The sequence below is a fragment of the Pseudomonas putida genome (assembly GCF_001976065.1).
In the GTDB taxonomy this organism is placed as follows: Bacteria; Pseudomonadota; Gammaproteobacteria; order Pseudomonadales; family Pseudomonadaceae; genus Aquipseudomonas; species Aquipseudomonas serbica.
This window is the reverse complement of record NZ_MNAH01000002.1, coordinates 20,386-45,308: the sequence shown is the minus strand read 5'-3', so window position 1 is coordinate 45,308 and position 24,923 is coordinate 20,386. Positions and strand designations below refer to the sequence as shown.

The 24,923-nt window shown below is 62.6% G+C and carries 20 protein-coding genes; 9 read left to right on the top strand and 11 right to left on the bottom strand.

Annotated elements, in window-relative coordinates; genetic code table 11:
• Positions 1 to 164 precede the first annotated feature (164 nt).
• A complete protein-coding gene (locus tag BKX96_RS06835) occupies positions 165 to 626 on the bottom strand; it encodes an HvfA family oxazolone/thioamide-modified RiPP metallophore (RefSeq protein WP_077183183.1) in 462 nt (153 codons plus the stop codon).
• Between the two features lie 379 nt (positions 627 to 1,005).
• Between BKX96_RS06835 and BKX96_RS06830 the strand changes: the two genes are divergently transcribed.
• Positions 1,006 to 1,542: a glyoxalase superfamily protein gene (locus tag BKX96_RS06830; RefSeq protein WP_077183182.1), complete on the top strand. Its 537-nt coding sequence runs from the start codon at positions 1,006 to 1,008 to the stop codon at positions 1,540 to 1,542.
• Between the two features lie 66 nt (positions 1,543 to 1,608).
• On the opposite strand, the gene BKX96_RS06825 is transcribed toward BKX96_RS06830, so the two are convergent.
• From BKX96_RS06825 to BKX96_RS06780, 10 genes are all read right to left on the bottom strand, one after another.
• Entirely contained in the window at positions 1,609 to 4,131 is a 2,523-nt protein-coding gene (locus BKX96_RS06825; protein WP_082240465.1) for an efflux RND transporter permease subunit, read from the bottom strand.
• A 15-nt stretch (positions 4,132 to 4,146) separates the two neighbouring features.
• Positions 4,147 to 5,235, bottom strand: a complete 1,089-nt coding sequence (locus BKX96_RS06820) for a WD40/YVTN/BNR-like repeat-containing protein (protein WP_077183181.1) — start codon at positions 5,233 to 5,235, stop codon at positions 4,147 to 4,149.
• Positions 5,236 to 5,303: 68 nt separating this feature from the next.
• Positions 5,304 to 6,662 carry a DUF1329 domain-containing protein gene (locus tag BKX96_RS06815; protein WP_077183180.1) on the bottom strand — a complete coding sequence of 453 codons (1,359 nt, stop codon included), beginning with the start codon at positions 6,660 to 6,662 and terminating at the stop codon, positions 5,304 to 5,306.
• Between the two features lie 37 nt (positions 6,663 to 6,699).
• Positions 6,700 to 8,526 carry a DUF1302 domain-containing protein gene (locus BKX96_RS06810; protein WP_077183179.1) on the bottom strand — a complete coding sequence of 609 codons (1,827 nt, stop codon included), beginning with the start codon at positions 8,524 to 8,526 and terminating at the stop codon, positions 6,700 to 6,702.
• A gap of 185 nt (positions 8,527 to 8,711) precedes the next feature.
• Positions 8,712 to 9,713, bottom strand: coding sequence for a YeiH family protein (locus BKX96_RS06805; protein WP_077183178.1), 1,002 nt, complete (start codon positions 9,711 to 9,713; stop codon positions 8,712 to 8,714).
• A gap of 3 nt (positions 9,714 to 9,716) precedes the next feature.
• Positions 9,717 to 10,991, bottom strand: a complete 1,275-nt coding sequence (locus BKX96_RS06800) for an MFS transporter (protein ID WP_077183177.1) — start codon at positions 10,989 to 10,991, stop codon at positions 9,717 to 9,719.
• A gap of 61 nt (positions 10,992 to 11,052) precedes the next feature.
• Positions 11,053 to 12,633 (bottom strand): acyl-CoA carboxylase subunit beta, encoded by a 1,581-nt coding sequence (locus BKX96_RS06795; RefSeq protein WP_077183176.1) that lies wholly within the window; start codon positions 12,631 to 12,633, stop codon positions 11,053 to 11,055.
• Positions 12,630 to 14,189, bottom strand: a complete 1,560-nt coding sequence (locus BKX96_RS06790) for a class I adenylate-forming enzyme family protein (protein ID WP_082240464.1) — start codon at positions 14,187 to 14,189, stop codon at positions 12,630 to 12,632. Before BKX96_RS06790 ends, BKX96_RS06795 begins: the two co-directional genes overlap by 4 nt.
• Positions 14,190 to 14,251: 62 nt before the next feature.
• Positions 14,252 to 14,962: a GntR family transcriptional regulator gene (locus BKX96_RS06785; protein ID WP_082240463.1), complete on the bottom strand. Its 711-nt coding sequence runs from the start codon at positions 14,960 to 14,962 to the stop codon at positions 14,252 to 14,254.
• Between the two features lie 5 nt (positions 14,963 to 14,967).
• Positions 14,968 to 15,192 (bottom strand): acyl-CoA carboxylase biotin carboxyl carrier protein subunit, encoded by a 225-nt coding sequence (locus BKX96_RS06780; protein WP_077183173.1) that lies wholly within the window; start codon positions 15,190 to 15,192, stop codon positions 14,968 to 14,970.
• Positions 15,193 to 15,388: 196 nt separating this feature from the next.
• On the opposite strand from BKX96_RS06780, the gene BKX96_RS06775 reads away from it, so the two are divergent.
• The 8 genes from BKX96_RS06775 (at position 15,389) to BKX96_RS06740 (ending at position 24,913) form a co-directional block, all read left to right on the top strand.
• Complete coding sequence (locus tag BKX96_RS06775; protein ID WP_077183172.1) at positions 15,389 to 15,853, top strand: acetyl-CoA carboxylase biotin carboxyl carrier protein; 465 nt, start codon at positions 15,389 to 15,391, stop codon at positions 15,851 to 15,853.
• Positions 15,853 to 17,262 carry an acetyl-CoA carboxylase biotin carboxylase subunit gene (gene accC / locus BKX96_RS06770; RefSeq protein ID WP_077183171.1) on the top strand — a complete coding sequence of 470 codons (1,410 nt, stop codon included), beginning with the start codon at positions 15,853 to 15,855 and terminating at the stop codon, positions 17,260 to 17,262. The genes BKX96_RS06775 and accC overlap by 1 nt, the downstream gene beginning before the upstream one ends.
• A complete protein-coding gene (locus BKX96_RS06765) occupies positions 17,259 to 18,656 on the top strand; it encodes an acetyl-CoA carboxylase biotin carboxylase subunit family protein (protein WP_077183170.1) in 1,398 nt (465 codons plus the stop codon). The genes accC and BKX96_RS06765 overlap by 4 nt, the downstream gene beginning before the upstream one ends.
• 3 nt (positions 18,657 to 18,659) lie before the next feature.
• Positions 18,660 to 20,159 (top strand): hypothetical protein, encoded by a 1,500-nt coding sequence (locus BKX96_RS06760; protein WP_077183169.1) that lies wholly within the window; start codon positions 18,660 to 18,662, stop codon positions 20,157 to 20,159.
• Between the two features lie 7 nt (positions 20,160 to 20,166).
• Positions 20,167 to 20,583 carry a Zn-ribbon domain-containing OB-fold protein gene (locus tag BKX96_RS06755; protein ID WP_077183168.1) on the top strand — a complete coding sequence of 139 codons (417 nt, stop codon included), beginning with the start codon at positions 20,167 to 20,169 and terminating at the stop codon, positions 20,581 to 20,583.
• An 8-nt stretch (positions 20,584 to 20,591) separates the two neighbouring features.
• A complete protein-coding gene (locus BKX96_RS06750; protein WP_077183167.1) occupies positions 20,592 to 22,121 on the top strand; it encodes an AMP-binding protein in 1,530 nt (509 codons plus the stop codon).
• Positions 22,118 to 23,302 carry a thiolase C-terminal domain-containing protein gene (locus BKX96_RS06745; RefSeq protein WP_077183166.1) on the top strand — a complete coding sequence of 395 codons (1,185 nt, stop codon included), beginning with the start codon at positions 22,118 to 22,120 and terminating at the stop codon, positions 23,300 to 23,302. Before BKX96_RS06750 ends, BKX96_RS06745 begins: the two co-directional genes overlap by 4 nt.
• A 69-nt stretch (positions 23,303 to 23,371) precedes the next feature.
• The gene (locus BKX96_RS06740; RefSeq protein ID WP_077183165.1) at positions 23,372 to 24,913 is read left to right on the top strand and encodes an acyl-CoA carboxylase subunit beta; all 1,542 of its coding nucleotides are present in this window, start codon (positions 23,372 to 23,374) and stop codon (positions 24,911 to 24,913) included.
• Positions 24,914 to 24,923: the final 10 nt, after the last annotated feature.

Here is a 24,923-nt window from a genome sequence, read left to right as displayed (position 1 = left end):
TCGCGGCTGCAACCGATCTACTGTAGGAACTGGCTTGCCAGCGATGGCGGCCTCAAGGTCAAGGCGCTGGATGTCGGGACGCGCTGGATCTGGTAACTGGAAAAACAAAAAAAACCTCCCCAGGGAAAAACCCAGGGAGGTTTGTTTACCGCCGTATCGCGTAATCAGCTCTTCGCCTTGCTCATCTGGGTGAACAATTCCGTAGGCACTTTCTTGCCGTTGGAGGTGAACTGGTTGGTGCGGAATTTGTAGACCTCGCCTTCGGAGAGGAAACCATCGTTGTTGGTGTCCATGGCCTTGAACTCTTCACCGCCTTGCGGGGCAACGGTCAGCAGTTCCTTGAGGGAAACGCGGCCGTCGTGGTCGGTGTCGGTACGGGCGAACGAAGCATCGCCACATTTGCCTTCACCGCACTTGCCTTCGCCGGCCTTGGTCACTTTGGCGCCGGTTTCTTCTGCGCCGCACTTGCCTTCACCACACTTGCCTTCACTGGTTTTTTCCGCCGAAGCCAGTTGGTAGCCTTGGGGCAATGCGTCTGCGGCAAAGGCGGTAGAAGCGAGGTTGAGGCTGCCGGCCAGTGCAACAGCGATCAGGCCAATGCGGGATTTGTTAGACATACGGGACATGGTGATTCTCCGGAGACTGTGTGCGGCCGAGCCGCGTGGGTCATGCCACAAGGGCAATAAGCCGTGGAGCGAGGTGCGTTTGCTTTCTCGCTAAGGCAGGGCTATTTGACGGCACACGTGTATCCCGGATGTATCCGGTTGCGGGGGCATTTGTAAGCCACTCTGCGTACGACGGGCCTGGATACACAGCGATACACAGGCGCATGCCTTCCCGTCTCGGGGGCGGCTATGTATTATCGGCACCGGGCCGATGCTGCCCGCCGCTCGCTCCCGATGGGAAAGGTGAAAGCATCGCTTCCTCATGCGAACCCTGTCGTATCTCTTGACGGTCGAGGTTTGGCAACGCGGGCACCCAAGGATCTCGGCTACAGGAGCAACGATGATTTCAATCGAGCAAGCCAAGCAGATGGCCAAACAGTTGCGCGCCTCGCTGGAGGAACGCAATCAGAGCCTGTCTCACTCCACCGCGTTGGAACTGGTCGCGCAGCAACTGGGCTACAAGGACTGGAACACCGCGTCCGCCATGCTTCCCCAGGCCGACACAAGGCCCGCAACCACCGTGACCTTCGACAAGCCTATTCCCATATTGCGCATGTTCGACGAAGCCAAGGCCCGGGAGTTCTATCTTGATTTCCTGGGTTTCAGCATCGAATTCGAGCACCGTTTCGAAGCCGACCTGCCGCTGTACCTGGGCATCAGCCGCAACGGTCTGCAGCTGCACTTGTCCGAACATCATGGCGACGCCAGCCCGGGCTCGACGGTGTTTGTCCCGATGCACAATATCGAATTGCTGCGCGACGAGTTACTCGCCAAGCGCTACGGCTACGGGCGTCCGGAGATTGTCCAGCAGGGCTGGGGGCAGGTCCTGGAAGTCTACGATCCATTCGGCAACCGAATCCGCTTCTGCCAGGGTTGATCGGGTAGACCCCAGTTCGCATCCAGACGGCGCATTGCTGGCCGCCTGGATGCGCTGGTCCAGCGCTTATCGACGCAGGGAACTGGCGGCGAACTCCACCCGCTTGCCCGGGGCAACAACCGCCTCGCGATCGGCCACCTCAAGCGCTCCCCCACTCCGTTGTTTGCGCAGCAGGAAGAACGACAGCGCCGGAATCAGAATCAGCGCGCCGAGCATGTTCCACAGGAACATGAAGGTCAGCAGGATGCCCATGTCGGCCTGGAACTTGATCGGCGACCAGACCCAGCACACCACGCCGGCGGCGAGGGTGATACCCACTAGCCCGACCACCCGGCCGGTGAAGGCCACGGCCTTGCGATAGGCCTGGGACAGCGACAGGCCCTGGCGTTGGTACTGCAACTGCACACTGAGCAGGTACAACGCGTAGTCCACGCCAATCCCCACGCCCAAGGCGATCACCGGCAGGGTCGCGACCTTCACGCCGATGCCCATGACCACCATCAAGGCTTCGCAAAGAATCGAGGTCAGCACCAGCGGCAATAGCGCCACCAGCGTGGCGCGCCAGCTGCGGAAGGTGATCAGGCAGAACAGCGTCACCGCCAGGTAAACGTACAGCAGCATGGTGCGGTTGGCCTCGCGCACCACGATGTTGGTCGCCGCTTCAATACCGGCGTTGCCGGCCGCCAACAGGAACTGGCGATCATCGCTGCTGTTCTCCCTGGCGAACTTGTCGGCAATCGCCACCACCGCATCCAGTGTCTCGGCCTTATGGTCCTTGAGAAAGGCGATCACCGGCATCAATGAACAATCGGTATTGAACAACTCTGGGGCATTGACCGAAGCCTGCTGCGCGGCGTAGTTCAGCACGTCCTGGTTACGCTGGATGCTGTTGAGCTTGGGGTTGCCTTCGTAGGTGCCGGCGGTGATCTGGCGTACCGCGTTGACCAGCGAAGCGGTGGCCTGCACGCCCGGATACTGTTGCAGCTCCCAGGCCAGGCGGTCGGCCAGTACCAGGGTCTGGTAGTTGAGGCAGCCTTCCGCCGGGGTCTTGATCATCACCGCGAACAGGTCGCTCGACAGCGCGTAATGCTGGGTGATGTAGGCGTTATCGCGGTTATAGCGCGAGTCGGCGCGCAACTCCGGCGCCCCGCTGTCGAGGTCACCGATTTTCAGTTGCAGGCTGACCATGAACCCGCCGATGCCCAGCAACACAGCGACCAGCACGGTGCCGGTCGCCCACTTGCGCGTGGTGAAGCGATCGAGCAGGTCCCAGAGTTTGCCGAAGCCTTTGTGGTGCTCGGCACGGGTATCGATTTTCAGCGCGCGCTCGGCGGCCTTGCGCCCGACGCCGATGTAGGACAGCGCCACCGGCATCAGCAACAGGGAGGTGAAGATCAATACCGCGACACCGATGCTGGCGGTGATCGCCAGGTCCTGGATCACCGGAATGTCGATCAGCATCAACACGGCAAAGCCCACCGCGTCCGCCAGCAGCGCGGTGACGCCAGCAATGAACAGACGGCGAAAAGTGTAGCGTGCAGCAATCAGCTTGTGCGTGCCACGGGCGATGTCCTGCATGATGCCGTTCATCTTCTGCGCCGCGTGGGACACGCCGATGGCGAAGATCAGGAACGGCACCAGGACCGAATACGGATCGATGGCATAGCCCAGCCAGGCGACGATGCCCAGTTGCCAGACCACCGCGATCAACGAGCAGCCGACCACCAACAGGGTACTGCGCACGCAACGGGTGTAGGCGTAGATGATGATCAGTGAAGTGATGACGGCCAGGCCGAAAAACATCATCACCTGAATCAAGCCATCAATCAGGTCGCCCATCAGCTTGGCGAAACCGATCACCCGCACTTTGTACGGCCCCTTGCCCTCTTCCCCGGACTTACGCGCAGAGCTGTCACCGGCAAACTCGATCTTGTCGCGCAGCCGCTCTTCGAGCATCTGCGAAAAGGCGTGGTAGTTGATGCTCTGGCCGGTGGCCGAGGCCTTGTCCAGCAGCGGCACGACCAACATGCTCGACTTGTAGTCGCTGGCCACCAGGCTGCCGACAATGCCGGCGCGGGAGATGTTCTGGCGCAACTGTTCGATCTGCTCGGGTTTGCCCTCATAGGTATCTGGCATCACCGGACCACCCTGGAAGCCTTCCTCGGTGACTTCAGTCCAGCGCACCGCAGGCGTCCACAGCGACTTCATCCAGGCGCGATCAACCCCTTCGCTGAGAAACAGCTCGTCGTTGACCTGCTTGAGCACCGTCAGGTAGTTCGGGTCGAAGATATCGCCCTGGGTGTTTTCCACCACGACACGCACCGAGTTGCCCAGGCCGCGCAACGACTGGCGGTTCTCGAGGAAATTCTGGATGTAGGGTTGGCTCTGCGGAATCATCTTCTCGAAGCTGGGGCGCAGTTCCAGACGCGTGGCGGCCATGTAACCCAGGACCACGGTGGCCACGGCCATGAGCAGCATGAACAGCGGCCGATGGTTGAACACCAGCCGTTCCAGCAGGTTGCCGGAGCGCCGATCGAAATCACGCAGATCGCGGATGACCGGCATGTTGTCTTGCTTGGTAGGGGCCATGTGTGAGTTCTCGCTCTATTGTTCTGGCTCTTGTTCTTCGAGAAGCGTGCGGGCACCACGGCTGCCGACCACGACCAGCGCGCCGTCGAGCCGCGATGTCGCGCCTGCGACCGGTGACGGGGATTGCTGCACCACCAGCTGCAAGCGACCGCTGTCGTCCTTCGCCACCAGCATGTGACCGGCCTGGGTGAAAAACCGATAGTGACCTTGAGCATCGACGGCCGCGGCGGTGATGCTAACTTGCACTGCGCTTTTCAACGGGGTCCAGCTCAGGCCGCCGTCGGTGCTGCGAAAGAGGTTGCCGCGCAGGCCGTAGACCACGACTTCGCCAGGCTTGCCGACCACGCCGAAATAGCTGCCTTGATAGGGTGTCTGCAAGGCCATGAAGCGTTGCTGAGAGCTATCCCATTTGAGCAACAACCCCTGCTCTCCCGCGATGTACAAGGCATCCCCGGTCGAGTTGATCGCGTTCAGATGTAAGTTCTGCGGGTTGTCGGTGCGATCCTGGAATGGCGTCCAGCTTTGGCCGCCATCCTCGGTCCGCAGAATCAGGTTGAACACACCAACGGCATAGCCGAGTTTGTCGTCGGCGAACCAGACGTCGAGCAAGGGTTTGTCGGCACCCTCTTCCACCAGCCGCTGCCCTTGCGCGACCAGCAGCGGCCACTGTTCGTTGGCCGGCTCTGCATTGGCCAACTGCGAGTAATGCTCGACCAGCAACGCGCCGATCTGGCGACCGTCCAGTTGCTTGCTCCAGGTCACGCCGGCGTCGCTGCTGTGCAGGATGACCCCATCGTTGCCCACGGCCCAGCCTTGGTCCCGGGATGAAAAGTAAACGGCATTCAGGTCGCTGCTGACCGGCACACTCGCCTGCTGCCATTGCTGGCCGGCGTCATCGGAATAAAGAATATGGCCGCGTTGCCCTACGGCAAGCAGGCGCTGCCCCGCATTCGCCACGTCGAGCATGGGGCTGCGTCCCGCCAAGGCACTGGCCCTTGCGGGCAGATCCAGCACATCGATGTAGCCGCTCGCCTGGGCACCCGTCTGCCACAGCGCCAATAGCATCACCAACGCCTGCAACCTGCGCTTGTTCAATGAACACATAGTGCGTCCTCCTGGCAAAACCGCGCCCGCTGCACCCGAGGTGCAGCGGGCCTGTTGGTGTAACGCGCTTAGCGAATACCGTTACCGGCCAGTGCGTCAGGTGACCACTGCGCCTTGGTGAGCGGTGCGATGTACTTGATGCCGCCGTAGGCGCCGGACAAGCCGTTGATGTTGTAGGTCCCGCCCACCAGGTCATAGATCACGTGCGGCGTGGTGTTGGGGGTGGTCACGTCGTAGCTCTGCGAGAGGAAGCTGAAAGAGCCACGGTACAGTTGGCCGCGCGCATCGTACTGATCGGAGGCCAGGGCCACCCAGCTGTCCTCGTCCAGATAGAAGCGACGCTTGGCATAGACGTGACGGGCGCCGGCCTTGAGCGTGCCTTCCACCACCCACACGCGGTGCTTCTCCCAACGCACGAATTGCGGCGCCAGGTGGTTGGGTGTGGTCAGGGCTTTCGGGTCCTTGATGTAACTCAGCGCGTAGGTGTTGTAAGGCACGATCATTTCCTGCTTGCCCACCAGCTTCCAGTCGTAGCGATCCAGCGCACCGTTGAAGACGTACACGTCGTCATAGGTGCCCGAGCCAGCCGTGCCCGGGTTTGGCGTGTCATAGGCCAGGGTCGGCGCCAGCTTCACCCGGCGTTGCCCCGGCAGGTATTGCCAGGCACGACGCGCCTGGGCCAGCGGGTTGGCGGCGTCCTTGAGCATGATCGCCTCGCCCGCCCGGCGTGCGGGACCGGTGTAGAACAGACGAGTCTGGAAGTAGGTGTCCTTACCATCGATGACCTTGCCCAGGTCTTCGAAGATCGGAAACGAATTGACGATCTCGCCGCTGGTGGCAAGGATCTGCGCGCCCGAGGCATCGACGTTCCAGGAGTCATACTTGGTCGAATACGCCACTCCTTGATAACGCAGCAGGTGGTTCCACATGGCTTCGGCACCTGACTGCGGAATCGGGAAAGGCACCCCCGGCAGGACGTTCTCGATGGCGTTGCCACCCTCCAGCGACTTGGCGCCGGTGGCGTTCTTCAAGGTGTTGTCCAGCACGCTCTGTGGCAGGGCCACGCTGCGATGAGTCGGATAGACCTCGACGCGAAAGCTGGGAAAACGCGTGGCCAGTTCGACCGTGACGGCCGTCAGCTGGTTTTTGTACTGCGCGACGTTCTTGCCATCGATCACCAGCAGCGGTTTCTCGTTGGCATAAGGGTCGGGACGCAGGGTATCGCCCGATTTGAAACCCGCTGGCGCGGTCGTCAGGCCACCGGTATAGGCCGGAATGGAGCCATCGGCGTTGCCGGCTTTTTCGGCACCGACGGCAGTGAGGTTGCTGCCCAGCTTGCCGGCGTCTGCGGCGGGTACCGCGGCCTGGACCAGACCGGCGAACGCCAGCGCGACGGAGGCGGTTAACAGATTGTGCATGCATTTCATGGTGTCGTTCTCCTGATTGTTTTTAAGCAATCGCGAATCAGAAAGTTGTCTTGAAGGTGGCCGTTACCATGCCGCGATCCTTGAGCTGGGCCGGTGTACCGCCAAAGGCGGTGGTTTGTCCGGGCGTGCAGTTGTACTGCCCGTTGGCACCCGGCGCAGCGCCGTCTCCCTGGCTGCCAGCGCTGCCTGGCGAACTGCACGTGTCGAATGGACCGAAGTTGTCCACGTATTTCAGGTCGAAGCGATATTGGTTGTGCACGTCGAAGCCGACGCCGACCGAGTAGCTGCCGGCGTCTTCGTTGCCCCCCAACTGGACGGCGGAGTTGCCGTTGAGGCCGACGTTGTAGGTCATCGGCAGGTACATATCGATGCCCGGGAAGACCTGGTACCAGGTCGGGTTGAAGTTGACCCCAATGATGTAGTTGTCCTTGGTGACCTTGTCGGTACCCCGGTACCAGTCCTCGCCCTTGAACAGCTGCTTGTTGTCGGTCACCTTCAGCCACCGGCTATAGCCGAGTTCAACCAGCAATGAGGAGCTGTCCCACAGCGGGGTATCGCCAAAGGTGGTCAGGCCGTTGAGCACCGCATGCACGGTGTTGCCGCGAGCCACGCCGTCTTCGCCGTCGAAGCCGCCGATGAAACCTGGCCGGCCGGCAGCTACCGCGGCCGGGCTGACGGTACCGGCGACGCTGGCCAGGGGCATGTTTTCGCGGTAGTTGAGGTCGAAACCGACGCTGACATCGCCGACGCTTTTCGACAGGCTGATGCCATAGATATCGATGTCGTCGACATAGAACTGGTTGTAGCTGCCGATGTTGCCGGAGATCAGCTGGGCTGGGCCGACAGCGGTCGGCTGCAGCACCAGGTTGGGCAAGATGTCAGAGGTGTTGCGGTAGTAGATACCGAGCGTACCGTCGAGCCATTCCGGGCTCCACTTCGCCATCAGGCCGAAGTCGCCGCGTTTGTCCGGCTTGAAGGTATGGCCATTGCTCAGGCGCAGGAACTGGTTGGCTCCGATCGCGCCCGGGGCGCCGAAGAACGGATTTTGCCCACCGATCAGCGACAGGTTGTGCCCGCCGTTCTGGATGCCGTCGTTGAAGCCCAGGTAGGTACCGGATTCCGGCAGGCGCGAAGCGTCCCAGTCGAGGAAGTACTGCGCGCCGAGGGTCAGTTCCGGGTTGACCGTAAAGCTGACCGACAACTGATTGCGCGGGATGAACAGCTCCTTGGCTTCGGTGCCGGGCACCGCCAGCGCCTTGCTGATGTCCAGGCCCGACTGGCCGTAACTGTTGCCGTGGGCAAAGGCCAGGACGCTTTCGCCCCAGTACTGGGTGTGCTTGCCGAGCTTGGCGCTGAGGATCGAGTCTTCGCCGATTTCCGTGCTGCCGAAGACGAAGGCATCGAGGATCTCCGCCGACGGACCGTTGTAGTAGCGATCGACATAACCGCTCACGTGGCGCGAATCCGTTCGGCCATCGTTGAGCTGGTTGGTCGCCGCGTTGTCACTGCCGACATTGTCGTAGGCATGGTCGTACCAGCTGTTGGCGCTGACGCGAAAACCGGCTTTCTTCTGGTACGTCACGTCCAGTTCGGACAGCACATCCAGGCGCTGGGACACCGCACTGCCGGAAGAGAAGTTGCGATTGCCATCATTGTTGTTCCATGAGTTGGCCAACTTGCTGTTAGGGCTTTCGACTCGCTGGGCGTAGTTGAACTTCAAGGTGTTATCGAAGCGCACGGCCCAGTCTTCACTGCCGGTGCCCAGTTCGAAGGCCTGTGCCGCCGGCAACATGGCGATGAACAGCGCCGAGGCCAGCAGCGTTGGCTCGAACACACCAACGCCATGAGTCTTGTTTGCCCGCATAGGTTGCCTCTGTGGTTTTTGTTGTTGTTTTGCGTTCATGGAAATACACCTGGCTATTCAAAATTCGGGCATGACAGTGCCCACCACTCATAACCCCGTCAGGGGAGCGTTCAGTTCATTCAACGAGATCCAGTCAATACCGCCGGCGTCAGAACATCCGCGTTATTGAACGACCAGACTCAACTTCAGAGTCGTATCATCAGCAACACCAGCCCTAGCAAGAACACTGTTTCACCGACCATCAACAGGATGGGTTTGAACCCCACCGTAGCCAGTTCCTTCAACTGGATTTTCATCCCCAGCGCGCTGATGGCCACCACCAGGCACCAACTGGACAACTGATTGCCCAGGCCCTGCACCACCGATGGCAACCAACCCAGGCTGGTTAACGTCGCCAGCACCACGAACGCCACGGCAAACCAGGGCAACAACGGTGGCCGCTCACCCGTGCCCTGCCCGCCTTGGGCGCGGGTGATCAACACCGCGCAGACGATTACCGGCAGCAGCATGGCGATGCGCATCAGTTTCACCACCGTGGCGGTATCGCCGATGTCATGGGACATGCTGTAGCCGGCACCGACCACCTGGGCAACGTCATGGATGGTGGCGCCGAGAAAAACCCCGGCTTGCAGCGGGTCCAGGCCCAGCGCCTGGGCAATCAGCGGATAGACGATCATCGCCAGGGTCGACAGGCTGGACACGCCAATGACCGTGAACAGCGTCGCCCGCTCCTTGGCCTGGTGGCCCGGCAACGCCGCCGCCAGGGCCAGTGCCGCCGACGCGCCGCAGATCGCGGTGGCCCCGCCGGACAACAGGCCGAACAGCGCATTGAAGCCCAGGGCACGCGCCGCCAGCATCGACACCCCGATGGTGACCACCACCGACACGACCACGATCAACACCGGATGCCAGCCCAGCGCCACGATCTGCTCCAGCGAGATGCGCAGCCCCAGCAAGGCCACGCCCACGCGCAGGATTTCCCGGGCGCTGAAGTCGATACCGGCCCTGCTCGGCCCCGCCGCCAGGAAGTTCATGGCCATGCCGAGCAAGAGTGCCAACAGCATCACCGGCGCGTGGTACTGGTCAGCCAGGAAGCGCGCGGCAATGGCGACTACGATGCTCGCCAGCACACCCGGCAGATACAGGCTGGTGACCGACTGCAATTGGAGGACGGCGGACCTGGTCATAAGCTAAACCTTGATACCCATAGTCGGCATCGCACAGGCGCTTGCACGCTTGATACGCGCCGCCACATAAAAGAAAACCCCACCCAGCACCAGGGCGAGAATGTCGCTGACCAGCAACACATGGGTCAGCGGCGAATCCACTCCGGCAGCCGTCAATGCATCGCTGATCCAGCCGACGACGAAGGTGCCCAGTGCTACCGAAAACAGGTTGAGCAGCAGCATCGAGAAGCCCATGACTGTCGAACGCATGCGCACCGGGACCGCGCCCTGAATAGCGGTGGTCGCGGAACCGTAGAGCGACATCAACATGAAGATGCCGACCGCCATCCCCACATGAAACAGCGGCGAATCGACCGGTACCAGGCGATAAGCGATCATGAACGGCGCGCACACCAGCATGAGCAACGCCAGCACACTGCCGTGGCCGCCCTTGAAACGAGGGGCCAGGCGGTCGCTCAGAATGCCGCCGGCCAACGCGCCCAACGAACCGAAAACGATCTGCATGGCGCCCAGGGTCATGGCAATCGAGGCCGGGTCCAGTCCTTTCTCCCGCGTCATCCAGAGTTGTGCGAATGAAATGCCCGGATAGGCCAGGTGGGCCAGCACGAACCCGGTCACGGTGTAACGCACCACACTGTTGCTGCGCAGTTCGCCGAACACGGCGGCCATCTGTGCGGCGAGGGGTTCGCCGCGCTCCTGCACCATGCACGTGCTGCGTTTGTCGTTCATCAGCATTAACGGCAAGCCAATGATCACCCCGGCGATACCGAGGAAATGGAACGTGGTGCGCCAGCCATGGGCGGCGCCGAGTGTGCCCGCCAGCAAAAAGCTGCAGCCAATGCCCAACGGAATGCCGAGGTAAAACAGTCCCACCGCGGTGCCCCGACGTTTTTCCGAGAACAGCTCCATCAACAGGGCCGTGGCGGCGGGCACCAGCGCGGCTTCGCCGGTGGCCACCAGAAAACGCGCCGCAACCATTTGTTCGAAGTTCTGGACGTAACCGGAGGCCACCGTACAAACGCTCCAGACGAGCATGCCTGCGCCGATCACCCGCGGCCGACTGTGACGATCGGCCAGCGCACCGAGAAATACCGCCATCACGCCATAGCTCAGTACCCACACCGCGCCGACCAGAAAACCGTACTGCGCATTGTTGATCGCCAGCTCACCGGTGATCTGCGGGGCGAAGCCCAGCAGGATATTGCGGTCCACCTGGGCCAACAGGTGAATCACCATCAGCGTCGCAAGGACGGCACAGGGACTCTTTTTCCAGAACATTCGTCAGTACCTTTGATTGTTTTTATGAAGGTAAGGCTCGATGCCACCCGTCCCATGGGGACTAGCGCATGGTCCGCCGCTTCGGCCCGAGGGAAAGCGCGGTGAGGCGATACGCGTCACCCACCCAGTTGCACAGCAGTGGACGCGTACTGTCTGGCTCGATGATGTCGATCACGCCAAAGCGTTCGGCCGTACGCAGCGGTGAAGCCAGGGCCTGGTAATGGGCCTCCAGCTCCTTGCGTCTTACCAGCGGATCATCGGCTGCAGCGATCTCCTGCTTGTAGGCAGCGGCGACACCGCCTTCGATCGGAATCGAACCCCACTGCGCCGAAGGCCAGGCGAACCGGTGCGGTAATGCCGTACCCGTAGGGCCATGCCAGGGGCTGACCATGGCACCGGCAAGCCCGACGCAACGGCGCAGCACAATGGTGATGACCGGCACGCTCGCCTGTTCTATCGCATGCACAGCCTGCATGGCCGCAATCAACGTGCCCTGCATTTCCGCCTCTTGACCGGTCATGACACCGGGCTGGTCCACCAGGTAGATCAGCGGCAGGTGAAAGGTGTCGCACAGGTCGATGAAGCGAGTCTGCTTGAGCGCCGCCGCACGGGTCAGCGCACCGCCGCCAACCCGCGGGTTGTTGCAGATGATTCCCACCGAATAGCCGTTGAGACGGGCGAACGCAGTGATGGTCGAGGCACCGAAATCCGGGGACATCTCGAACAGGCTGTCCTTGTCGACCAGCGACTTGAGGATCTTGTGCGGGTTGAAGATCTTGCGCCGGTCATGGGGAATCGCGTCGTTGAGCCAGGCGTCACGGCGCGCCGGAGAGTCTTGCGAGGCAACTCGTGGCGGCTGCTCCCAGACATTGCCCGGCAGATAGGACAAAAAGCGCTTGGCCAGGTCCAGTGCCTCGGCATCGCTGTTGGCAGCCAGGTTGATCATGCCGCTGTGACGATGCACCTGGTCATAGCCACCGAGATCGTTTTTGTCGATATCGATGCCGAACGCCTGCTTTACCACCGGCGGGCCAGCCGCGAACACCTGGCTCTGGCCCCGCACCATGATCGACAGGTGTGAAGCGGCCACCCGCAGCGCACCCAGGCCGGCGCAAGCACCGTGGGCAATGCCGACCACCGGCACCGCGCCCAGCAGGTTGGTGATCGGCAACAGGGCATAACCCGGGATCTTGGTATGACCGAGTTTGTCGAGCAGCTTCACACTGCCGCCGGCGCTGTCAATCATGCGGATGATCGGCAACTTGTATTCCCAGGCGTAGCGATCGGCATAGATCCACTTCTCGGCGACCGCCGCTTCCGACGAACCACCCCGGATGGTGAAATCATCGGCCGCCACCACAGTGCGCCGCCGGTCGATCTGACCGACGCCCACCACGGCCGTGCTCGGTGTGGCCGAGGCGATCGTGCCTTGCGGCGTGTACTTCACCGCGCCGGCAAGAATGCCGAACTCCTCGAAACTTTCATCATCGAGCAGATGGCCGATGCGCTCACGCGCCGTGAGTTTGCCTTGGGCGTGGTGTTTTTCCACCGCTTCGGGACCACCCAATGCGTAGGCGATTTCCCGACGCGCGCGGATGTCCGCAAGCTCCAGCGACCATTCAGGGGCAACAGGCGTGCTCATGATGATTTCCTCTGCAGGCGCGCGAGATAGTCATCGCGCAGAATGTTCTTCACCACCTTGCCGGCGCTATTGCGCGGCAAGGCCTCGACGAATTCGATCAGGCGCGGCTTCTTGTAGCCGGCGATCAGGGCTGCGCAATGACTGCCCAGGGTCTCGCTATCGAGCGTGGCGCCTTCGCGCCGTACGACAAACGCGGCGATGCGCTCGCCCCACTCCGCGTCAGGCAGGCCCAGGACCGCCACCTCGAGTACCTGCGGATGGCTTTCCAGGGCATCCTCGACTTCCCGTGCATACACGTTGAAGCCACCGGAAATGATCATGTCCTTGTTGCGCCCGACGATATAAAGAAAGCCCTGGACATCGAGGTAACCCAGGTCGCCCGAGTAGTACCAGCCGTCACGAATGGCCTCGGCCTCCAGATCCGGGCGACGCCAGAACGCCACTTCGCCGATGCCGTCGGTGGCGATGGCGATCTCGCCAATCTCGCCCACCGCCAGTTCCGCGCCGTGAACATCGCGCACGCTGATCTGCACATTGGCAGTCGGTTTGCCGCAGGAACGCAGCACGCCGTCTTCGACGTGTTCGTGCGGGTACAACACCGCCAGCGGCTGGACCGCCTCGGTCATTCCGTACTGCTGACGCATCACCGGGCCGAAGCGCGCAATGGCGCGCTGGATCAGGTCGACGGATGTCGGCGCAGTCCCGTAGTGGATGCACTTGAGCGACGAGTGATCCGCACTGGCGCCGCTGTCGAGGGCGTCGAGCAACCGCATGAGCATGGTCGGCACGCACATCATCTGCGTGATCCGGTGTCGCTGGATCTGTTGCAGCGTATCCAGTGGCTCGAACTTCTCGAGAATCACATTGCGCGCCCCGCGCAAGTAGCAGGGCAACAGATGCACGCCGGCGGCATGGGTCAAGGGACCGACATGCAACATCGCATCCTCCACGCCCAGGCTGTATTCCATGGCGTAGAAATGGTTGGTCAGGCGTTCATACCAGCGCTTGACCGTGTAGGTGACGCCCTTGGGCTTGCCGGTGGTGCCCGAGGTATAGGCAATGCGCAGCAAGGCATCGGGAGACACCTGGACATTCGGCGCCTGCGTTGGCATCGAGGCGAGCAACCGGCGGTAGTCCAGTAGCTGTGGTGACTGCCAATCGAGCGCGATCACATGACGCAAACCCGCGACGCGATCGAGAACGCCTTCGCCGATCTCGCGAAACTCAGGCCCCACCACCAACACACCGGCGCCAGCGTCCTCGAGGATCGCGATCTGTTCGGCCAAGGTGTGCCGGGCATTGAGCGCCACGTAAACCAAACCGGCCTTCTCGACAGCGAAAACACTCTCGATCGCCTCCGGCGAGTTGTTGAGCAGCACGGCGACGCGCTCCCCAACCTGCAATCCAAGGCCAATCAAGGCATGGGCAAGCCGGTTACTGCCCATCTCGACCTCATCATAGGTCAGGCCGGTGTCGCCGAAGATCAGGGCGGTGCGGCCTCGGTGTTGCTTGGCTGCCCAACTGAGCATGTGTCCTGCGGTGCGTTTTTTTGTCATGATTTTTGTCTTATTGTCGACAACCTGACACAGCACTCGGGAGTGATGTGCCCCCGTGTGGATTATTCCAGGTGATTCAATGCGGCTTGATGGGAAGCGTTGATCAGCTCAACCATCATGTTCGCGGCCACCGAACTGCTGTTGTGCTTGAGCGCTTCGACCAGTTGGCGCCAATGGTTGGCGGAAGCCTGGCGACGCTCCGGTGAACGCAACCCCAACCGCGTGTAGCGTGCGGTCTGGATGCCCAGCGCTCCCATGAGTTCCGCCAGCTGCTTGTTGCCGCAGGACTGGAATAACAGCGTGCTCAGGCGATAACTGCCTTGGGCATACTCGTCCAGGGCATCCGCTTGCGAGGCAATCTGCTCAAGACGGGTGACGATGGCGTCCATTTGATTGACGATCGATCCATCCAGGTCGACCAGGTATTTGGCCAGCAAACCGGCCAGTACCGCGCGGATCTCGAACAGATTGTCGATCTCCTGCCTGCTCAATGAAGTCACATGCGCGCCGCGCTGCGGCACGATGGTCACCACGCCGACCTTCTCGAGAATGCGCAGGGCCTCGCGAATCGGACCCCGGCTGACCTGGAAGTGGTCGGCCAGTTCCTGTTCACGCACCGAATCGCCCGGCCCGTATTCGCCTCGCAGAATCGCAAGCGTAATGCTTTCGGCAATCTGCTCCGGCATCGTCAATACGCGCTGGCGACCAGCACGCATGATACCTATTGCACTACCGCCCTTGGCGGCCGACGCCGAACCTGCATTCATTGACATAGACTTCAATCGCACTCCATAAGCAAGACATCCTGGCCGTCTTTCACCACGTCGCCCTCGGCAACAAGAACGCTGATAACGCGCCCCGGTTCGACAGCCATCAATGGAATTTCCATTTTCATGGATTCCATGACGATGAGTATCTGATCTTCTTCAACGACATCGCCCACGCCGACATGAATCTGCCACACCGTTCCAGCGACATCTGACTTAACCGCGATTGTACTCATTCTCGCCCCCTCCAAAACACTACTGATTTCTCAAATCGCCGGGCCCTTGGCCGCCGCGCGCTACGCTTTTCTTGAAGGCCTGCGCAAACGCCCTGGATCACGATCAGCAAATTACATGATTGTCTGATTGTTGACAATCCTACGTATCGATGTTCATATCCGTCAAGGCAATTCGAACAACAAGAGGCCAGAAGGCATGTCGCTCACACATAAAGAAGCACGAAGAATCCTGGAAATACTGGATCACACCCGGCATCTGGACTTCCTTGAAGTCCGCATCGGTGACACCACCCTGACTGCCAGCAAGTCGGGAACGATCGAGCGGTCCCAGGCGCCTGCGCAAGGCGTTACTCCGGCAAAACCGGCGCAGCCGACCACTGTGGCGGCCACCAGCGAACCTGAAATCGCCGCCGGTCAGGTCGCCGTGCGCGCCACCATGATGGGCACCTTCTATCGCAAACCCAGTCCTGACCAACCGTCCTTCGTCGAAGAGAGCACCTTGGTCGAGACAGGCACGCCGCTGTGCCTGGTCGAAGCCATGAAGCTCTTCAACACCCTTGCGTCACCGGTGAAAGGCCGCGTCGTGCGCATCGTCGCCCAGGACCTGCAGATGGTGCAGCGTGACCAGCTATTGATGATTCTTGAACCGGAGGCACGTTGATGAGCAGCATTCCCGTGGCAACCCGCGACATCCGCCGGGTATTGATCGCCAACCGTGGCGAAATCGCGGTGCGCATCGTGCGCGCCTGCAAAACCCTGGGCATCGAATCGGTTGCTGCCGTCTCCGAAGCAGACCAGGACAGCCTGGCCGCGCGCCTCGCCGATGAGTACGTGGTCATCGGCCCGGCGCCGGCCGCGCAAAGCTATCTGTGCGCCGAGCTGTTGGTGCGCACGGCACTGGAACAGCGCTGCGATGCCATCCACCCGGGTTACGGCTTCCTTTCCGAACGCTCGCATTTTGCCCAGGCCTGCGAAGACGCCGGCATTGCGTTCATCGGTCCATCGGCTGAAATCATTGATTCGATGGGTGACAAGATCACCGCCGTCGGCCTGGCGGAAAAAGCCGAAGTACCGCGAGTACCGGGCTCGGACGCCGTGGCCGATGCAGAAACCGCCCGCGCCATCGCCAGCGACATCGGCTACCCGGTGCTGTTCAAGGCCACCGCCGGGGGCGGCGGGCGTGGCATGCGCATCGTGCGCAGCGACGAAGAAGCCGAGGCCGCCTTCCGTTCCGCTTCCTCGGAAGCACAGGCGGCCTTTGGCGACCCGACCTTGTATGTCGAGAAGTTCATCGAACTGGCGCGCCACATCGAAATCCAGATCATGGGCGACCGCCACGGCAACGTGGTGCACTTGGGCGAACGCGAATGCTCGACCCAGCGCCGACACCAGAAACTGATCGAGGAAGCACCCTCCCCGAGCCTCGCGGCGCAAACCCGCGAACAAATGGGCGAGTGCGCGGTACGCCTGGCGCGCAATGTCGGTTATTTCGGCGCGGGCACAATTGAATTCGTGGTCGACGACCGCGATGGCAAATTCTATTTCCTGGAAATGAACACCCGCATCCAGGTCGAGCATCCGGTAACGGAGATGATCACCGGCCTGGACCTGGTGGCCGAGCAGATTCGCATCGCCGCCGGCCTGCCGCTGTCGTTCAGCCAGGCCGACGTCAAACTGGTCGGCCATGCCATCGAGTGCAGGATCAACGCTGAAGATCCGGACCGCCATTTCCTCCCGAGCCCGGGCCTGGTCAGCGAGTGGCTGCCGCCCAAGGGCAAAGGCGTACGGGTCGATACCCACTGCTACAGCGGCGCCACCGTGCCACCGTTCTATGACTCCCTGCTGGCCAAGCTGATCGTGCATGCACCGACCCGCAGCGAGGCTATCGTACACATGCGCAAGGCGCTGGAGGACATGAAGGTGGTAGGCCTGTCGACCACCGCCAGCTTCCACCATGCCGTGCTCGATCACCCCGACTTCGTCGCAGGCCTGGTCACCACTCGCTGGGTCGAAGACGTCTTCGTACCCGCCCGCAAGCAGGCCTTGAAACAAGCCAAGGAGCGCGCATGAGCATGACAACATTGGTCGATGTCAGCCTGAGCGACGGCCAGACCGCAGCCTGGGGCGGTGCCCCCGGCACAGCGATGCTGCTCGGCGCCATGAATTCACTGGGGCACGCCCGGCTGGCGGCGATCGAGGTATTGAGTCCCGCCGTGATCGCGCAATGTCTCGGCCGCGGTGAAAATCCGCTGCAACGCGTCATTGCAATGCGCGAACGCGCCCATGGCACGCCCCTGCGCGCCACGGTGAACCTGCTGCCCGCCCAGGGCGCCATCGATGTGCTCGCAGGCGAAGCGCTGAATGGCTGGCTGCGAGTGCTTGCCCGGTCCGGTATCAGCGAGGTGGTGTTGATCGATCCGCAGCTGGACTTCCAGCGCCTGGGCAACGCCGTGCAGTTGGCCTTGGCGAACGGTCTGACCGCCACCGCCGCCCTGCCCTATGTGGACGATCATCAACATGGCAACGCCCACTATTCGGCCTGCGCGGCTCAGCTGGTACAGGCCGGAGCGCAGCGCATCATGCTGCGCGACGAAGCCGGCCTGCTGCATGGCGATCGCCTGCCCGGCTTGCTCGCAGCCCTGCGCAGCGGCGCTGATGGAACACCTCTGGACCTGCACACCCGCTGCCACACCGGTCTCGGCCCGCAGGTGGCGCTGGAAGCGATTCGCCTCGGCATCGACCGCCTCGATGTCGCGCTGCCCTGTGTCGCCAACGGTGCCTCGACGCCTTCGCTGGCACTGTTGATCCGGTCGGCGGCGCTGCTGCAATTGCCGCTGCAAACACCGGATCAGGCGCGTGTGGAAGAAGCCCAGGCCCAGCTCGCCGGCGTGGCGGATCAGGAGGGGTTTGCCGAGAACCAGCCCTGGGCCTTCGACCTCGCGCCCTTTGAGCACCAGTTGCCGGGCGAAATCGCCGCCGAGGCCATGCAAGCGTTGCGCGATCGCGCACGCCTGGCCGATCTGTTCGAGTATTCCCGCGAGTGCACGCGCATTCGCCAGGAACTGGGCAATCCGCCGATGCTGCAACCTTTCGCCCGGGCTATTGCGCATCAAGCCCTCGAGCATTTGGATGCCAGCCCACGCTACGCCACGTTGCAGCCAACCTTGCGCCGCTGGCTGCAAGGCTGCTACGGCCCGATCGACACATCGCTGAACAGCCTGCAGCAACGCATCGGCGCGGTTGCGCACCCTGGCCGCGGGATCGACGTGCCCGCCTGCGATGAGGCGCTCGCGGCACTGGTCTGCGGCTGCCCGGCGCTGCCACCGCTGCACAGTCTTCACTACGAAGTGCGCACACCCGAGCAAGCCCTGACGCTCGGGCTGCTGCAATGCTGGCCCGATTACACCGTATTGAGTGTCACAGGCCCCGGCCTGTCCATCCATCTTGAACACAGCAAGGGGTGACATGTGCTGAATCAACTACGCGAAAAAGTGAATGCGGATTTTGTCCGCACCGGCAAACGCCGGCGCATCCAGCTGGTCGATGCCACCCTGCGCGATGCGCACCAGTGCCTGTGGGCCACGCGCATGCGCACCGAGCACATGCTGCCGATGGCCGAGCGCCTGGATGCGCTGGGTTTCGATGCGATAGAAGGCGTTGCCCTGGTGCAGTTCGACGCCAGCGTGCTGTTCCTCAACCAGAATCCGCTGGAGCGGCTCCGCCTGTTGTCCGAGCGGATCCGCCACACGCCGCTGCGCGGTATCGTGCGCAGCAACATGCTGCGCAGCTTCTACCCGGAACCGGACGACCTCAGCGAGCTGTACGTCGAGCGCCTGGTCGCCAACGGTGCCCGTGACATCGGCTTTCTCGACTCACTGCATTGCTGGGACAACCTGGTACCGGCGATCGCCACGGCCAAGCGCCTGGGCGCCACCACCAACCTCGCCATGATCTACAACCTGGCCCCGGGCTACGACGCGACGTTCTACGCCGCCAAGGCGCGCGAGGCCATCGAACGCTTCGACATCGACGCCTTTACCTTCGGCGACGCCGGCGGCAGCATGACCGTGGAACAGGTACGCAGCATTGTGCCAGCGATCAAGGCGGTGATCGGCGATCGACCGCTCGAAGTGCTCACCCACTGCCTGAACGCGACCGGTTCGCTGGCGGCCATAGAAGCGGCGGTGCACGGCGCCGACCGCCTGCTGTGCTCGATCGATCCGCTGGCCAACGGCAATGCAGGGCCCTCGGCCCAGATGCTGGCCCGTAACCTGCGCGAAATCGGTTTCGAGGTCGACTTCGATGACCGCGCGGCTGACGAGATCGGCGAGTACCTCGCCGGCGTGGCCGAAGAGAACGGTTTTCCCCTGGGTATCCCGGCGGAATACGACCCGGCGCACTTCGTCACCCAATACGCCGGCGGCGCCATGTCGAACCTGCAGTCGCAACTGCAGCTGGCGGGGATCGCCGACAAGCTGCCGGTCGTGCTCGAAGAGATCGCCCGCGTGCGCGTGGAACTGGGCTCGCCCGTGATGGCCACGCCCTTCCCCGCCATGATCGCCGCGCAAGCGGTGATGAACGTGCTGAGCGGCGAGCGCTACAAGGTGGTACCGGACGAAGTGAAAAAGTACGTGTGCGGTTACTTCGGCACTCTGCCACTGCCGGTCGATCTCGACGTCAGGGATCTTGTACTCGCCAACGGCTCCCGCGAGGTGGCAACGACGCCACCGGAGCTCTCGCCAAGGGTTCCCGAGCTGCGCCGTCGATATCCCGGCCTGTCGGATGATGAACTGTTGCTGCGTGCCATGTATGGCGACGAAAAAATCACCGGGCTGGTCCCTGCCGTGGTCGACGACACCTTCAGTGTGCGTCGCCCGCTGCATGAACTGATCGCCGGGCTGGCAAGGTTCCCGGAGCAACGCCATGTGCATATCGCCATGGCCGGTTTCGAACTGCGTACTCACTGAGGCTGCCATGTCGACTCCCCTCTCTGCACGGCCACTGCCGCAACCCACCGCCGAAACGGCCGCCTATTGGGCGGCCGCGCATGAACACCGGCTGGTGATTCAGCGCTGCGCTGGCTGCGGGACCTGCCAGTTCTACCCTCGGGCCTTCTGTATCAGCTGCCTGTCCGACCGCCTCGACTGGATCAACGCCAGCGGCCACGGGCGCATCTATACCTGGACGGTCTGCCGGATCGCGCCCTCGCCGGCCTTCGAATCCCGGTTGCCCTATGTGGTTGCGTTGATCGACCTCGATGAAGGCGTTCGCCTGGTCGCCAATATCCTCGATGCCGACCTTGCGCGCGTCGCCATCGGCGCTCGGGTCAGCGTCTGTTTCGAGTCCGTCAGCGAATCCTGCACGCTGCCCCAGTTCACTCTTTTGGATTAGCCGTCACCATGCAAATGATTACCGACCACTTCGATGCAGGCGCCAATCGCCACCCGGACAATGTCTGCCTGCAAGGCCCAGGCTTGAGCCTCACCTACGCCGAGGTCCAGGCCGATTCCCACGCCATCGGCCATGCCTTGACCCTGCTAGGGCTGAGCTGCGCGCATGTCGGCGTGCTGGCGCCCAATCACCCGCTGAGCTTCGTCGCCATGCTGGGCGCCTTGCGCGCAGGGAGCACTTTCATACCCTTGAATGCCAGGGACTCGATCGACAGCCTCATCTGGTTCATGAGTTTCACCAAGTTGTCAGTGCTCGTGCTGCACTCCCAGTACGCCGAGCATGCCGAGCGCATTCGTGCCGGCGTACCCACCCTGAAATCCCTGATCGGCCTGGACGAGCCGATCGACGGGCTGAGCATCGCCTCCTGGTGCCGCGAACATGCCGGCCAGCCGTGCACGGTGCGCCAGACGCTCGACGAGATTGCCCTGATCAAGTCCTCGGGCGGCACCACGGGGCGGCCGAAGGCAATCATGCAAAGCCATCGCGCATTGCTCGCCTGCTACCGCATTGGTAACCAGTTCATGCCGCCGGCAAAAAGCCCCGCGCACCTGGTCGTGGCGCCGCTGACCCATGCGGCAGGCGCAACTGCCATGGCCCTGTCGAGTTTCGGCACGCGCAACGTGATTGCAGCGTCCGCCGATCCGGGCGTGGTCCTGGAAACCATTGAACGGGAACGCATCACCCACCTGTTCCTGCCGCCGACCCTGATCTACCGACTGCTGTCGCACCCGGACGCCAGGACCCGCGACTGCTCCTCGCTCGAATATGTTATCTACGGCGCCGCCCCCATGTCCGTGGACAAGCTGCGCGAAGGCATCGCCCTGTGGGGGCCGGTGTTCGTGCAGTTTTACGGCCAATCCGAAGTGCCCGGTGTCATCACGGTACTGACCCGCGAAGACCACCTGCGTGAGGGCAAGCACCTGGGTTCAGCCGGCCGTCCCACCGGTGCCTGCGAAGTGGCCCTGATGGATGACGACGGGCGGTTCGTCGAGACTGGCGAGCGCGGCGAGATCGTCGCCCGTGGCGAACTGGTCGCCCCCGGCTACTACGACAATCCGCAAGCCAACGAAGAGGCACTCCGGTACGGCTGGCACCACACCGGTGACATCGGCGTGTTCGACGAAGGCGGCTACCTGTACATCGTCGATCGCACCAAGGACATGATCATCTCAGGTGGGTTCAACATCTACCCGAGCGAGATCGAGCAACTGATCTGGGCGCATCCCGCGGTGATGGATTGCGCAGTGGTCGGCATTCCCGATGCCGACTGGGGCGAGAAAGTCGTCGCGGTCATCGAACTCAAGGCCGGTGCCACTGCAACAGCGCAGGAATTGATCGCCACCTGCCGGGAAAAACTCGGCAGCCTGAAGACGCCCAAACACGTGCTGTTCTGGGACAGCCTGCCACGCAGCCCGGTCGGCAAGGTGTTGAAAAAAGACGTGCGTGCACAGCTGATCGCGCAGGAGCCTCGACCATGACGCTCGACGCATCCCACCTCGCCGGCCGCTACGCCATCGTCGGTGTGGGCGAGGCCGGCCTCGGCAAGGCGCAGCCAGGCGACACCGCGCTGTCGCTGCAATGCCGCTCGGCCCGCGAAGCGCTACTGGAGGCCGGGCTCACCCTGGGCGATGTCGATGGGGTATTCGCGCACTGGGACGACCGCGCCAATGCGTTGCTGGTGAGCGAATACCTGGGGATCACGCCGCGCTACGTCGACAGCACGGTGGTGGGTGGCGGTTCGCCCCTGACCCACTTGATCCACGCCATGGCTGCGATCGACGCTGGCCTGTGCTCAGTGGCGCTGGTCACCTACGGCAGTACCCAGCGCCTGGATCACAGTCGCCACCGTGGCGGCGTGGTCACCGACCCGCGTTCCCCGTCCGGCCAATTCGTGGCGCCCTACGGCGTGCTCAGTCCGATCAGTTGGTACGCGATGCTCGCGCAGCAGTATCTGCATCGATACCAGGCGAGCGCAGAGGACCTCGGCGAGGTGGCGATCAACGCGCGGCGTTGGGCGCAACTCAATCCCCAGGCCACGCTGCGCCAACCACTGACGATGGAGGATTACCTGGCTTCGCCGCTGATCTCGGACCCGCTGCGCAAAGCCGATATCTGCCTGGTCAGCGACGGTGCCGGTGCATTGATCCTCACCAGGGCCGAACACGCCCGCACCTTGGCCAAACCTGCGGTGTTCATCCGCGGTTTCGCCGATACCTATCGGGGCCACGTCACGCCGGTCAATACGTTCGACTGGCTCGACGACGGCGTTACCGGCGCCTGCGTCGAGCGGGCGATGCGCATGTCCGGCATCGCGCGCAGCGAATTGAGCATGGTGCAGATCTATGACGCCTTCACCATCAATGTGCTGGTCGGCCTGGAGAGCATGGGTTTGTGCGAACCCGGCCAGGCGGGCGCGTTTCTGCGCAGCGGCATTGCCGCGCCCGGCGGCGCATTGCCGGTGAATACGTCGGGCGGTGGCCTGGCGTTCAACCACTCCGGCCAGTTCGGCATGCAACTGATGATCGAGTCGGTGCGCCAGCTGCGCGGCGAATGCGGCGCACGCCAGGTCGCCAATGGCAGCAGCTGCCTGGTCCAGACTGGCGGGCTCGTCATGTCGGCATTCATGTACATGGTGCTGGCGAACGAACCAGGTGATTGAAGTCCTGCTGCCAATGCGTCGCGGCGAAATCGTCGGACGTGCCGTCATGGTTCCCCAAGAGAAAGACTGATGACCCGCGATCACACTTCACCCGATCAAGAACTGCACTCCCGCCGCGCCACCGCCTTGGACATGGGCGGAGAAGCCAGACTCCAGGCACGACGCGATGCCGGCGTGCTAAACGCCCGTGAGCGGCTGGAGGGTCTGCTGGACCCGCAGTCGTTCAGTGAGATCGGCATGCTCGCCCACTCCGCCCGCCCCGAAGATCGGGATAGCACGCCCGCCGATGGCAAGATCACCGGCTTTGGCCGCATCGATTCGCGCCGGGTCGCCGTGGTGTCCAACGACATGACAGTCAAAGGCGCGTCGTCCTCGTGGGTCAATGCGCGCAAGATCGCCTACATGAAGGAATGCGCCACCCGCAACGGCATGCCGCTGATCTTCCTTGGCGAGTCGTCGGGCCAGCGCATGCAGGATGCAATGGGCGCGGGCGCCATGGCCGGCGGCGGTCAGGATGCTCAGCAATACTGCCGCCGTCGCGAGACGCCGTGGGTCAGCGCCGTGCTCGGCCCGTGTTTCGGTTCGGCGAGCTGGTATTCGTGTTTGGCGGATTTCACAGTGATGCGCAAAGGCGCATTGCTGGCTGTTTCGAGCCCTAAAGTCACCTCGGTGGCGATCGGCGAGGCGTCCGATAGCGAAGAACTCGGCGGCTGGCGCATGCATGCTGAAATCACCGGGCTGGCCGACATGGTGGTCAACACCGATCAGGAGGCGCTGGCCGCCATCCAGCGTTTTCTCGGCTACCTGCCCTCCCATTCGAATGAGATGCCGGCCGTGCTGCCCTGCACGCCCGAGGACCGTCCGGATTCGTCGGGACCTGAACGCATCGTCCCGGCCGAACGCAGCAAGACCTACGACATGCGCAAGCTGCTCGCCACCCTGGTCGATCGTGACAGCCTGTTTTTACTCAAGGATCGCTTCGGTCGCTCGGTCGTCACCGCCCTGGCCCGGCTCGAGGGGGCCAGCATCGGCATTGTCGCTTCCAACCCGCAATTCAAAGGCGGAGCGCTCGACGCCGATGCCTGCCGCAAGGCCACCGGTTTCATCGCCCTGTGCGACTCGTTCAACATTCCACTGGTATTTCTAGTCGATACACCCGGTTTCCTGGTGGGCATCGAAGGCGAGAAACGCAGCGCGCCCGCGCACATCATGAACATGATTCACGCAGTGCAACTGTGTTCGGTGCCCAAACTTTCGATAATCGTGCGCAAGAGTTTTGGCCAGGCCTACCTGAATTTCGGCGGTGGCCGCAACAGCGACCAGTCCGCCGCCTGGTGCATGGCCGACGTCAGCTTCGTCGACCCCGGCGTTGCGGTCAGCGTCGTGCATGACGTGACCCGCGAAAGCGACCCCGAGCGTTACGAGCGACTGCATGCCGAATTCTCAAAAGACACCTCGGCCTTTGCCCTGGCCGGTGCCATGGGCACCCACGAGGTAATCGCCCCGGCAGAAACCCGGCGCTTTCTGGTCGAGGCACTGGCGGCGCAACGGCGCGGCTTCAACAACGGTATCGGCCGTCACGAAATGCGTACGTGGCCAACCTACTTTTGATCCCTCCCTT